Raw genomic sequence first — 12011 nt, 5'->3', positions numbered from 1 at the left:
CAGTTTCTCGTTCGACTACGCCAACAGTGTCACGCGCCGGGGGTATTCCAAGACAGCAGGTCCATTTGCTGAGATGGCCGGCGCCGGATGGCGAGACTTCGCACCCCGCGCCGAACCCCCTGGTCAAGCTGTGCCTACTCGGCCGGATCAGACCCGGCAGGCGGTCTCCAGCCAGACGTCCCCGAGCGACTCCTCCAGCGGCACCTGTGTCCGCCATCCGAGACGGTCCCGGGCGGTCCGGACGTCCGCCTGCCGCCAGTGCACCGGCTCGGCGGCCGCCCGCGCCTCGGCCGCCCGGGCACCCTCCGCGGCCGTCTGCTGCGCGGGCAGCACCACCTGGCGGGCGTCCTCGCTGATCGCCCCCTCGAAACCGGACGCCCTGACCAGCAGGTGTGCCGCCTCCCGGGCCCGCACCGCGTGGCCGCTGCCGATGTTGATCACCCCGGTGGCCGCGGACACCGCCGCCGCCTGGATCGCCCGCGCCACGTCCCGGACGTCCACGAAATCCCGGTAGCCGGACAGGTCCGGCATCCGCACCTGGGCCTCGTCCTGCTCCAGCGCCCGCCGCAGGCCCTCCGCCAGCCGCCCGAACAGCGAGGCCGTCGGGGACCCCGGGCCGACCACGTCGAACACCCGCAGCACCAGCGCGTCCAGGCCCGAGCTCAGCACCAGCTCGGTGCCCGCCAGCTTCGACACCCCGTACGGCCCGACCGGCCGCGGCTCCGCGCCCTCCGGGATCGGCCCGCCCGGCTGGGCCGGACCGTACTCCGCGGCCGACCCGACGTGCACCAGCCGGGCGGGCTCCCGGCTGCGCCGGATCGCCTCGCAGACCGTGGCCACCGCCAGCGTGTTCGCCCGGATCAGCGCCCGGGACGTCCCGTAGGTCGCCCCCGCGCAGTTGATCACCACTTGCGGGGCGACCGCGTCCAGGAACCGGGCCAGCGCGCCCGGACTCCCCGAGGCCAGGTCGAACCTGATGTCGGCGGAATCGCTCCGGCCCAGCACGGTCACCTGGAGCCCCTCCTCCGCCAGCAGCCGGTCGGCGACCCGCCGGCCGATGAACCCGTCGGCTCCCAGCAGCAGCACCCTCATCGGGCCCAAGTCCTTCCATCAGGCCCGGCACCGGCCGGGCAACGAGATCTGATCGACAAGTCGGAGTACGCGCCCGGCCGGGTGGTGAGCGGCCAGGCGTGCCCGGCCAGCAGCACGGCCGGGCCGAGCGCGGCGGCCAGCACCGGGCCCGACGGCGGCGCCCCGAGCCAGTGCGCGGGGCCGGGCAGCGAGAGGACGGCGGCGCCGGCCGCGGCGGTCAGCACCGCGATCGCGGCGGTGCCGGGCCGCCCCGCGCCGCGCACCACGCCGGCCAGCAGCGGCAGCACGCCGCACACCAACAGCGCGGCCTGCACGGTGCCGGACCGGCCCCCGACCGTCACCCGGCCCAGCACGGCGAGCACGGCCAGCTGCGCGAGTACGGCCAGCGGCAGCACGGGCCGCAGCCGGGAGCGGAACTCCCGCAGCGTGGCGACCCCCGTCTGCCGCTGCCCGAACCGGCGCACCCGGGCCGCACCCCACCCGGCGACCGCACCGCCGAGCGCGACCACGAGCGCCGCGCCGGGGTCGGCGGCGCAGAGCAGGGCGAGCAGCAGTCCGCTGCCGGCGCCCTCGCCGAGCGCGGACTGCCGCGCGCAGTGGCCGGTCCACCATCCGGACGGCCCGGGTCCGGCCTGCGCCGGGTCGTCGAGCAGCCCGTCGTCCGGCTGCCACCCGACGACCGGCCCCGGCACGCTTCCGCACCGGTCGGCGACCAGCGCGTGCCCGCCCGCGCCGACCAGCACGGCCAGCACCCCGCCCGCCACCCCGCCGAGCGCGGCGGCCGGCAGCAGCGGCAGCAGCTGGACGGCGGCGCCGCACAGCGCCGCAGGCAGCCGGGCCGGGGCCACCGGCAGCGGTTCGGGCGCGGGCGGGCGGCGCGGCACCCGGGCGTACAGCTCCTCGGCGAGGCCGAAGACGTCGGCGTGCCGGTAGCGGGCGGCGCCGTCGGCGGCCAGGCCGGAGTCCTCCAGGGCGGCGGCGATCTCCAGCGGGTCCACCGCGCGCTCGCACAACTCGCGGTTGGCATCCAGGAGTTCGCGGACGGGATCCGCTGATGGCGACGTGGTCACACCGCCTCCGCGAGCGCGGGCAGCGGTGTCCCGCCGGCGGCCACCCAGTACTCGGCGGGGCGGGCGAACGGCCGCGCCGGGGTGCCGGGCCCGGCCGGGAAGGCGGGGTAGCGGGAGACCAGTTCGAGGTAGATCTCGCGGAACGCGCCGACCACGGGCTCCACGCCGAAGCGTTCCTGCGCTCGCAGCCGACCGGCCAGACCCAGCCGGGAGCGCCGCTCCCGGTCGCGCAGCAGCGCCAGGCAGGCCCCGGCGAGGGCACGCGGGCTGCGCGGCGGCACCAGCAGCCCGGCCCCGAGCACCTCGCCGGCCACCCCGACCTCGGTCGCGACCACGGCGCGGCCGCTGAGCATGGCATCGGCGAGCAACCGGGGGCTCCGCTGGGCGAGCGCGCTGAACACCACGACGCTGCCCGGCTCCCAGGCCGCGGCCAGACTCTCCGGCCGTCCGGCGAACTCGACGGCCCCGGCGATGCCGAGCCGATCGGCGATCGCCTCGCAGTGCGCCAGGTAGCCGGGCGCGCCCTCCTCGCCGTACATCCGCAGCCGGGCCTCGGGCAGTTCGGCGCGGACCTGCGCGAAGGCGTGCAGCATCAGTTCGGGGTCGCGGCCGGGCTCCAGCGCGCCGGCCCAGACCAGGGTGGGTGCCTCGGGTTCGGCCCCGGCGGCGTCCCGCCCGGTGGCGGGGGTGCCCTCGTGGACGATCCGGGTCCGGACGGGGTCGCCGCCGCAGTGCCGCTGCCACTGCCGGTCGTAGTCGCTGCCGGGGGTGAGCACGGCGGCCTGCCGGTAGGTCTCCTCGGTGAGCTGCCGGAAGAACGACAGCAGCAGGGCGCGCACCGGCCAGCGGTAGGGGGCCGAGCGGTAGCCGCGGTACTGCTCGCGCAGGTGCAGGCCGTGCTCGGTGACGACGAACGGGACGCCGTGCAGTTCACGGGCGACCAGCGCGGGCAGCGCGGCGGGGCCGCCGCCGACCACGTGGCACAGGTCGGCGCCGCCGAGCCCGGCCGGTCCGGTGCCGTACCAGGGCGCGGACAGTGGCCGCAGGCACTGTTCGAGCAGGTCGGCGGCGACCAGCACGTCGCGAACCTGCGGCCCGCCGCCCGCGGTGTCGGCGCCGGGCATCCGCCAGATCCGCTCCAGCGCACGGTGCGCGTGGCCGGAGGCGAGGAACGCGGGCAGCGCGTCGTCCTCCCGTCCGAGCGCGGCCAGCCGGTACAGCGCGGGCCCGAACCCGGCCCGCTCGCCGGGCATCACCAGTGCGCGGACCAGTTCCTCGTACGCCCGGAGGTAGCCGCGGCGGCGCAACGCGGTGGGCCCGCGGCCGGCCGGGCGGCGGCCCCAGATGGGCAGTTCGTGGACGCCGTGCAGGCCACGCACCCCGGTGGGTGGGGCGGGCCCGTCACCGGGGAGCAGCCGGTAGAGCCGGAACTCGTGCTCGGGCAGGCCGCCGACCAGCCGACCGCACCAACCTCCTCCACCACGCTGCGCGTTGGTGTGACTGCCCTCGGTGAGCAGAGCTATGCGCACGACGCCTCCTGAGCACGAGCGTTTCGACGGGGTTCCGGCCCTACGACACAGGAAGTGCGTCCGTGCTCGACGGCCGTCCGGCCGGCGTCCGCTCCCCGCGTCCGCCGCCGTCGCCGTCTCGCCCCCCACACCTGTTCGGTCCGACAACACGACGGTAGAGCGCCGGGCCGGACCCCTTGGGGGCCCGGCCCGGCTTGCCACCTGATCGAGTGAACGGCCGTGACCTCACGCGCCTCGGCTGCGTTCTCGCCCGAATGCCCGATGCACTCAGCGCCCGAGGTACTCAGCGCCCGGCGTCGACCTCCGCGAGCAGTTCGCGCACCGCGCGGGCCACCGGCTCCGGGTGCTCCAGCATCGCCACGTGCCCGGACTCGGGGAGCACCAGCAGCCGGGCGTCCCGGAACGCGGCGCAGGCCCGCCGGGCGGAGCGGTAGGAGACCAGCTTGTCCTTCAGCCCGTACACCAGCAGCACCGGCACCTCGACCTGCCGGGCCTGCCGCCACAGCGACTGCTCGCCGCGCTCGGTGTAGGCGCTGACGATGCCGCGCGCGGACCCGGCCATCGCGTGCAGCGCGTACGGCAGCGCGGTGCGGCGCCGGTACTCGGCGACGGCGCGGGCCCGGCGGTGCGCGGGGATGCCTTCGGGGTCGCCGTAGACCAGCCGCAGCAGTTCGGCGGTGACGCTCTCCGGGTCGCTGCCGGCGTTGCGGCGGCGGAGCAGTTCGGCGAAGCCGGGGACGGCCAGCAGCCCGGTGGGCCAGGCGGTGCGCTGCGGGGGCAGTTCGGGCAGTGCCGGGGAGATCAGGGTGAGGCTGCGCACCAGGTCGGGCCGGAGCGCGGCGAGCCGGACGGAGACCGCGCCGCCGAGCGAGTTGCCGAACAGGTGGACCGGTCCGCGGCCGGTCTCCTCGAGGTAGCCGATGACGGCGCGGACGTGTCCGGAGACGCTCAGGTTCCCGTCCAGCGGCGGCGCGGACCAGCCGAAGCCGGGCAGGTCGACCGCTTCGCCGTCGACGTCGTCGGAGAGCTGGTCGAGCAGCTCCAGCCAGTTGTCGCCGGAGCCGCCGAGCCCGTGCACGAACAGGGCGGGCGGGAGTCCGTCGCGGGGTTCGGTATGGCGGCTGACGGCCACTTCCGCTCCGGGCACCTCGACGGTGCGGTAGGGCTCCAGGGCGGCGGGAGGGTGCTGGGCGGCGCTCATGGAGCACGATGGTAGTGAGGACGGCTCGCCACCGGTGCGATTCGGCCCGTCCCGACCCGTTCCCGGGCCCGTCCGGACCTGTGGACACCCCTGGTCCGGGCCGTATTGTGGGCTCCCGACAAGGGCGGTGGTGCGCTTTACTCGGCTTCACCCGCGCACGAGCGGGTTACCGAAAAGTAGAATCAACACCTTGCCAGCCCATCGCAGACCGTGAAGTGAGGAGCGCCGTGACGGCCATCCAGGAGGCGCAGGAGCGCCCGCGCGGTGCCCGCCTGCCGCGAAGCGCCCGCCGTGAACAACTGCTCGGAGCCGCCCAGGAGGTGTTCGTCGCCCAGGGCTACCACTCGGCCGCCATGGACGACATCGCCGAGCGGGCCGGCGTCAGCAAGCCGGTGCTGTACCAGCACTTCCCCGGAAAGTTGGAGCTCTACCTCGCGCTGCTGGACAAGCACTGCGACGCCCTGGTGGACGGCACCCGGGCGGCGCTGGAGGCGACCAACGACAACAAGCAGCGCGTCGCCGCCACCATGGAGGCGTACTTCCACTACATCTCCAGCGAGTCCGGCGCGTTCCGGCTGGTCTTCGAGTCGGACCTGACCAACGAGCCGGCCGTGCGCGACCGGGTCGAGCGGGCCACCGACCTGAGCGCCACCCTGGTCTCCAAGGTGATCGCCGAGGACACCGACCTGCCGGAGGCGGAGGCCAAGCTGCTCGCGGTCGGTGTCTGTGGCATGGCCCAGATCACCGCCCGGTACTGGCTGTCCCAGGAGTCCGAGATCCCGCGCGACGAGGCGATCCGGCTGGTCGCCAGCCTGGCCTGGCGCGGTCTGAAGGGCTTCCCGATGCACCCCGCCCTGGAGGGCTCCGGCGCCGGCGGCGAGTGAGCGCCGATTCGGCCCTGAGCGGACCGACCCGGGACGTTCGCCTCCGAGCCGCTCCGCTGCCTTAAGGTGAAGCCCGTACGGCGCGCCGCCCGCGAAATGCGGTTCGAGCGCGCGCGGCCAGCTACCGGAGGGACGGAAGCCGTGGAGGTCAAGATCGGCGTGCAGAACGCGAACCGGGAGATCGTCCTGGAGAGCGCGCAATCTGCCGAAGAGGTCACGGAAGCGGTCGCCAAGGCCCTGGACGGCAGCGCCAAGCTGCTCACCCTGTCCGACGAGCACGGCCGCAAGGTGATGGTCCCGGCGGACCGCCTCGCCTATGTCGAGATCGGCGAGCCGTCCGTCCGCAAGGTCGGCTTCGGCACGCTCTGAGTCTGCGTTCACCGGCGCCCCGTTCCCCCACCTGGGGGGACGGGGCGCCGTGCTGTGTACCGGCGGCCCCGGGCGGGTAGGCGGTGGGTGCCGCAGCGCCGCACAACCCCGGGAGGCAGCCGTGTGGGAGACGACCGCGTTCGTCCTGATCGGCCTCGCCGTCGGGTTCGGCGCCCTGCTGGTCCGGCCCGAGCTGTTCCCCGGGTCGCGCGCCCTGCCGGTCGGCACCGCCCTGGTGTCCGCCGTGCTGGCCGGGCGGCTCACCCACTACGTGATGGACGGGCACGTCCCGGCGGTGCAGCTGGCGGTGTCCGTCCTGGTGGCGGTGCTGCTGGTGTCGGTGCCGGCCCGGCCGGACCTCGCGGACCGGCGCCGGCGCGGCGGCCGGCACCGGCACGCCTGACCACCGCTCAGGAGGCCAGCCCGAGCGCGGCCATCCGCTTGGTGTGGGCCTCGGTGATCCGGTTGAACATCTTGCCGACCTCGACCAGGTCGAAGCCGCGCACGTGCGCGCCGCCGACCAGCAGGTTCGACAGCGCGTCCCGCTCGGCGACCACCCGCTGCGCCTGGCTGAGCGCCTCGCCCATCAGTCGCCGGCCCCACAGCGCGAGCCGCCCGCCGACCCGCGGGTCCTCCTCGATCGCCTGGCGCACCCGGTCCACCGCGAACTCGCCGTGCCCGGTGTCGGCCATCACGCGCAGCACCAGGTCCCGGGTGTCGTCGTCCAGCCGGACCGCCACCTCGCGGTAGAAGTCGGTCGCGATGGCGTCACCGACGTACGCCTTGACCAGGCCCTCCAGCCAGTCGGACGGGGCGGTCATCCGGTGGAAGGCCTCCAGCGGCTCGACGAACGGCTCCATCACCGCGACCGGGTCGGCGCCCACCTCGGCCAGCCGGTCGTGCAGCAGCTGGTAGTGCTGGAACTCGGCGGAGGCCATCCGGGCCAGCGCGGCCTTCTCCGCGATGCCGGGCGCGAACTTGGCGTCCTCGGCGAGCCGCTCGAAGGCGCTCAGCTCGCCGTACGCGAGCGCGCCCAGCAGGTCGAGCACCGCCGCGCGGTACTGCGGGTCGGCGGCCCGGGCCGTCCAGGGCCCGATCGAGTCGGTGATCCCGTCACCGGGTTCCTGAGTCTCCATGGCACCTGACCTTAGTGGTCCCGACAGGTCCGGGGACCGCCCGCAGCCGTCCCGCCACCCCGGCGCGGCCGGTCGGAGTATTCGCCGTCACGTGTTCGAGTCGTCGCTTGACTGTATGGTAGGTAGCGAGGCCAGGTGTGAACCCGCGCGGCCCGTCCGTTCATCGGCAGGCCGCGCAGTCGTACCCGGTGGCGTTTCCGCCGCCCGGTGCACCGCTCCCGGCGCTCACGTACGCGGATGCCCGGTCGGAGACCCGATCGGCTCCGACCTGGCCCGAGCCTCGGGCCCAGGCACCGCATCAGGCCGAGCGAGGGCCGCCGCGGACCGCGCCAGGACGCGCCGGGCCGCACGCCCCCGTCAACGGGACGCCCTCCCCCGCGCCGCCCGCCCGACGCGCCCCTCACCGGGCAGCGCGGGCACGGCAGGACGCGCTCGAACTCGGCCCCTCCACACGGAAGAGGCAGCACCCTGTCCACCACCGCCGAACCCATCAAGACGACCTTCCGGGAACTCGGGATCCTCCCGGAGACCGCCGAGGCCCTGGAGGCCGTCGGCATCGTCCACCCCTTCCCGATCCAGGAGATGACCCTGCCGGTCGCGCTGACCGGCCACGACGTCATCGGCCAGGCCAAGACCGGCACCGGCAAGACCCTCGGCTTCGGCCTCCCGCTGATCGAGCGGGTCGTGGTCAAGGCCGACGTCGCCGCCGGCCGGGCCACCACCGAGCAGCTCACCGACAGCCCGCAGGCGCTCATCGTGGTCCCCACCCGCGAGCTGTGCACCCAGGTCACCAACGACCTGCAGACCGCCGGCAAGGTCCGCAACGTCCGCGTCCTCGCCGTGTACGGCGGCCGCGCCTACGAGCCGCAGGTCGAGGCCCTGAAGAAGGGCGTCGACATCGTCGTCGGCACCCCCGGCCGCCTGCTCGACCTGGCCGGCCAGCGCAAGCTCGACCTGTCCCAGGTCCGCGCGCTGGTGCTGGACGAGGCCGACGAGATGCTCGACCTCGGCTTCCTGCCCGACGTCGAGAAGATCATCACCATGCTGCCCGCCAAGCGGCAGACCCTGCTCTTCTCCGCCACCATGCCCGGCCAGGTCATCTCGCTGGCCCGCCGGTACATGAGCCAGCCCACCCACATCCGGGCCGCCGCACCGGACGACACCGGCACCACCGTCGCCAACATCGAGCAGCACATCTTCCGTGCGCACTCGCTCGACAAGGTCGAGATGGTCTCCCGGATCCTGCAGGCCGACGGCCGCGGCCTGGCGATGATCTTCTGCCGCACCAAGCGCACCGCCGCCGACGTCGCCGACCAGCTCACCAAGCGCGGCTTCGCGGCCGGCGCGGTCCACGGCGACCTCGGCCAGGGCGCCCGCGAGCAGGCGCTGCGCGCCTTCCGCAACGGCAAGGTCGACGTCCTGGTCTGCACCGACGTCGCCGCCCGCGGCATCGACGTCGAAGGCGTCACCCACGTCATCAACTACCAGTGCACCGACGACGAGAAGACCTACCTGCACCGGATCGGCCGCACCGGCCGGGCCGGCGCCTCGGGTACCGCCGTCACCCTGGTCGACTGGGACGACATCCCGCGCTGGCAGCTCATCAACAAGGCGCTGGACCTGCCGTTCAACGACCCGGAGGAGACCTACTCCACCTCCCCGCACCTGTACGAGCTGCTCCGCATCGCGCCCGGCACCAAGGGCATCCTGCCCCGCTCCGAGCGCACCCGGGCCGGCCTCGCCGCCGAAGAGGTCGAGGACCTCGGCGAGACCGGCGGCCGCGGCCAGCGCCCCGCGGGCCGCAACGGTGGCGGCCGCGGTGGACGGGGCGCTGCCGCCCCCGAGACCCCGGCTCCCGCCGAGCGTCCGTCCCGTCGCAGCCGCGAGCGTCGCCGCACCCGCGGCGGCAGCTCCGTCGCCGACGCTCCGGCCACCCCCGAGGTGACCACCGCCGAGCAGCCCACCGCCGCTCCGGCCGCACCCGGTGAGGGCCGCAGCTCGCGTCGCCGCAACCGCAACCGTCGCAACTCCGCGGCCGCCGCGCCGGCCGTGGTCGAGACGGTCGCCGAGGTCGTCGAGACGGCTGCTCCCGCGGTCGTCGCGGAGCCGGTCGCCGAGACCCCCGCCGCCCGCACCCCGCGCAAGCGCACCCGCAAGGCTGCCGCGCCGGCCGCGGTCGAGACGGTCGCCGAGGTCGTCGTCGAGACGGCTGCCCCGGCGGTCGTCGTGGAACCGGTCGCCGAGACCCCGGCGGTCCGCACTCCCCGCAAGCGCACCCGCAAGGCTGCCGCCCCCGCGGTCGAGACGGTCGCCGAGGTCGTCGTCGAGACGGTCGCCCCGGCGGTCGTCGCGGAGCCGGTCGCCGAGACCCCGCGCAAGCGCACCCGCAAGGCCGCGGCCGCGCCGGTGGTCGAGGAGACCGTCGAGGCCCCGGCGCCGCGCAAGCGCGCGACCAAGAAGGCTGCCGCCGCTGTCGAGGCCGTCGTCGAGGAAGCCGCTCCGGCTCCCCGCAAGCGGACCACCAAGAAGGCCGTCGCCGCCGTCGAGGCCGTGACCGAGGAAGCCGCGCCGGCCCCGCGCAAGCGCGCCACCAAGAAGGCTGCCGCCCCTGTCGAGGTCGTCGCCGAGGAGACCGCCCCGGCGCCGCGCAAGCGCGCGACCAAGAAGGCCGTCGCCGCCGTCGAGACCGCGGCGGAGGAGATCCCGGCGCCGCGCAAGCGGACGACCAAGAAGGCCGTCGCCGCCGTCGAGGCCGTGACCGAGGAAGCCGCGCCGGCCCCGCGCAAGCGGGTCACCAAGAAGGCTGCCGCCGCTGTCGAGGTCGTCGCCGAGGAAGCCGCCCCGGCTCCCCGCAAGCGCGCGACCAAGAAGGCTGCCGCTGCCGAGGTCGCGACCGAGGAAGCCGCGCCGGCCCCGCGCAAGCGCGCCGTCAAGAAGGCCGCGACCGAGGAGATCCCGGCCCCGCGCCGGACCCGCAAGGCCGTGGAGAAGTAACACCCGCACCACCCCACCCGCCGGGGAGGGCCCGACCACCAGGTCGCGCCCTCCCCGGCGGCATTTCCGCCGCCCTGCCACGGCGCCGCCCCGCCCCTCGGCGTTTCCCCCGGCTCCGGCCGCCGGAGGCGGATTTGTGCTGCGTAGGGTGGCCCCGGGTTGTCGGGTGATCTGCCGGGAGGGCACGGAGATATGAGTACGCCGCCGTTTCTGAAGCTGCCGGGGTGTGTGCGGGCGGTCCGGGTGGGTGGGCTGGCGGCGTTGTGGGGGGAGCCGGTGGGGCCGGCGCGGGGGACGGCGTTGCTGGTGCCGGGGTTCACCGGGAGCAAGGAGGACTTCATCGCACTGCTGGAGCCGCTGGCCGGGGCCGGGTTCCGGGTGGTCGCGGTGGATCAGCGCGGCCAGTACGAGTCGGGTGGCCCGGCCGACCCGGAGGCGTACTCGGTGCGAGCGCTGGGGGCGGACGTCCGGGCGCTCTCCGCGGAGCTGGAGGCCGAGGGCGGGCCGCTGCACCTGCTGGGGCACTCGTTCGGTGGTCAGGTGGTGCGGGAGGCGGTGCTGTCGGCGCCCGGCGCGTTGCCGTGGGCGTCGCTGACGCTGATGTCGACGGGGCCGGGGGCGATCGATCCGGCGGAGGCGGCGCGGACGAGGCTGCTGCTGGACGCGCTGGAGTCGATGGACCTGGAGTCGATCTGGCAGGTGATGCGGCAGCTGGAGGGTGAGCGGGTGCCGCCGCTGGATCCGGAGATCGCGGACTTTCTGCACCGTCGCTGGCTGGCGAACCTGCCGCAGGCGCTGAAGGCGGCGGCGGCGCACCTGGTGGCCGCGCCGGACCGGGTGGACGAGTTGGCGGCGGTCGGGCTGCCGAAGCTGGTGCTGTCCGGCGAGCGGGACTACGCCTGGCCGGTCGAGGAGCAGTCGCGGATGGCGGAGCGCCTGGGCGCGCTGCGCACCGTGGTGCCCGGCGCGGGGCACTCGCCGAACGCGGAGCGCCCGGCCGAGACGGCGGCGGCCCTCGCCTCGTTCTGGTCCGCGCAGGGCGCGTGACGGCGGGGCGCACCGTTTTCCCGGCGGATCCGGGCCATGGGCGGGCCTTCTGACGGTTGATCAGAAGTCGGCTCCCGTTTTCGCGCGACAAGGATCGTTAGCTCGGGTAATATTTGATTCAGTCCGGAATCAGAACCCTCCGACGGCCGCACCCTCCTCCGGCCGTCGAAATGACGGATTTACCGGCGGGAAACCGCCGGGTAGCAGCGTCGCGGCACAGTGAGACAGGGGCATCGTCGCCCCACTCCGGCTGCCGCACTGTAAGTGCCGCTGAAGAAGTCCTGCTTGAGAGTGGGGGGAGCGACGGGTGACTGCACCTGCCGGACGTCCGACCCAGCCAGTGCCGGCAGGCCATCGCACGATGGCCTACCGCCGGCCGAGTCCGCCTCGGAGCCCGAGGACGGGAAGGGAGAGGCCCATGCGTTTCGAGATCCTTCGTCTGGATCACGCCGGAGCGGAGACCGATCGACTGATCGCCGACGCGGCGACCGTCTCCGAATACCTGAAGACCGCCGCGCAAACGGGCGAACGCCTGTACATCCGGCCGTGCAAGGCCGTGTGACCGAACGCGGACGAGCCGCCGAGCCGTCCGACGTTCCGATACCCGGCTGACGCCCCGTCACCACAGGAGACCCCTGGGACGACGGGGCGTCAGTGTGTTCGGGGGCCGCGACCTGCGGGGGGTTTGG

Annotated in this window: 11 protein-coding genes; 6 read left to right on the top strand and 5 right to left on the bottom strand. The window is 74.8% G+C overall.

Annotation, left to right across the window (positions count from 1 at the left end; genetic code table 11):
• Positions 1-147: 147 nt before the first annotated feature.
• From ACIHEI_RS02620 to ACIHEI_RS02605, 4 genes are all read right to left on the bottom strand, one after another.
• Positions 148-1092 (bottom strand): NAD-dependent epimerase/dehydratase family protein, encoded by a 945-nt coding sequence (locus ACIHEI_RS02620; RefSeq protein ID WP_396605351.1) that lies wholly within the window; start codon positions 1090-1092, stop codon positions 148-150.
• Positions 1089-2162: a hypothetical protein gene (locus ACIHEI_RS02615; protein ID WP_396605350.1), complete on the bottom strand. Its 1074-nt coding sequence runs from the start codon at positions 2160-2162 to the stop codon at positions 1089-1091. The genes ACIHEI_RS02620 and ACIHEI_RS02615 overlap by 4 nt, the downstream gene beginning before the upstream one ends.
• Complete coding sequence (locus ACIHEI_RS02610) at positions 2159-3691, bottom strand: DUF3492 domain-containing protein (RefSeq protein WP_396605349.1); 1533 nt, start codon at positions 3689-3691, stop codon at positions 2159-2161. The genes ACIHEI_RS02615 and ACIHEI_RS02610 overlap by 4 nt, the downstream gene beginning before the upstream one ends.
• Before the next feature lie 283 nt (positions 3692-3974).
• Positions 3975-4892 (bottom strand): alpha/beta fold hydrolase, encoded by a 918-nt coding sequence (locus ACIHEI_RS02605; protein ID WP_396605348.1) that lies wholly within the window; start codon positions 4890-4892, stop codon positions 3975-3977.
• A 227-nt stretch (positions 4893-5119) separates the two neighbouring features.
• On the opposite strand from ACIHEI_RS02605, the gene ACIHEI_RS02600 reads away from it, so the two are divergent.
• The 3 genes from ACIHEI_RS02600 to ACIHEI_RS02590 all read left to right on the top strand — a co-directional run bounded on the left by ACIHEI_RS02600 (position 5120) and on the right by ACIHEI_RS02590 (position 6548).
• Positions 5120-5776: a TetR/AcrR family transcriptional regulator gene (locus tag ACIHEI_RS02600; protein ID WP_387637590.1), complete on the top strand. Its 657-nt coding sequence runs from the start codon at positions 5120-5122 to the stop codon at positions 5774-5776.
• A gap of 141 nt (positions 5777-5917) precedes the next feature.
• A complete protein-coding gene (locus ACIHEI_RS02595) occupies positions 5918-6145 on the top strand; it encodes a DUF3107 domain-containing protein (RefSeq protein WP_387637592.1) in 228 nt (75 codons plus the stop codon).
• A gap of 121 nt (positions 6146-6266) precedes the next feature.
• Positions 6267-6548, top strand: a complete 282-nt coding sequence (locus ACIHEI_RS02590; protein WP_387865603.1) for a hypothetical protein — start codon at positions 6267-6269, stop codon at positions 6546-6548.
• Between the two features lie 7 nt (positions 6549-6555).
• On the opposite strand, the gene ACIHEI_RS02585 is transcribed toward ACIHEI_RS02590, so the two are convergent.
• On the bottom strand, positions 6556-7281 hold the full coding sequence (locus ACIHEI_RS02585; protein ID WP_380487407.1) for a ferritin-like fold-containing protein: 726 nt from the start codon (positions 7279-7281) through the stop codon (positions 6556-6558).
• Positions 7282-7863: 582 nt separating this feature from the next.
• Between ACIHEI_RS02585 and ACIHEI_RS02580 the strand changes: the two genes are divergently transcribed.
• The 3 genes from ACIHEI_RS02580 (at position 7864) to ACIHEI_RS02570 (ending at position 11884) form a co-directional block, all read left to right on the top strand.
• Positions 7864-10275, top strand: a complete 2412-nt coding sequence (locus tag ACIHEI_RS02580) for a DEAD/DEAH box helicase (RefSeq protein ID WP_396605347.1) — start codon at positions 7864-7866, stop codon at positions 10273-10275.
• Between the two features lie 192 nt (positions 10276-10467).
• Positions 10468-11322 carry an alpha/beta fold hydrolase gene (locus ACIHEI_RS02575; protein ID WP_387865608.1) on the top strand — a complete coding sequence of 285 codons (855 nt, stop codon included), beginning with the start codon at positions 10468-10470 and terminating at the stop codon, positions 11320-11322.
• A gap of 418 nt (positions 11323-11740) precedes the next feature.
• Positions 11741-11884, top strand: coding sequence for a hypothetical protein (locus ACIHEI_RS02570; RefSeq protein WP_167349416.1), 144 nt, complete (start codon positions 11741-11743; stop codon positions 11882-11884).
• The last annotated feature ends 127 nt before the right edge of the window (positions 11885-12011 follow it).

The sequence above is a fragment of the Kitasatospora sp. NPDC051984 genome (assembly GCF_044593455.1).
In the GTDB taxonomy this organism is placed as follows: Bacteria; Actinomycetota; Actinomycetes; order Streptomycetales; family Streptomycetaceae; genus Kitasatospora.
Note: the sequence above shows the minus strand (reverse complement) of the source record. Positions and strands in the feature narration are given on the sequence as shown.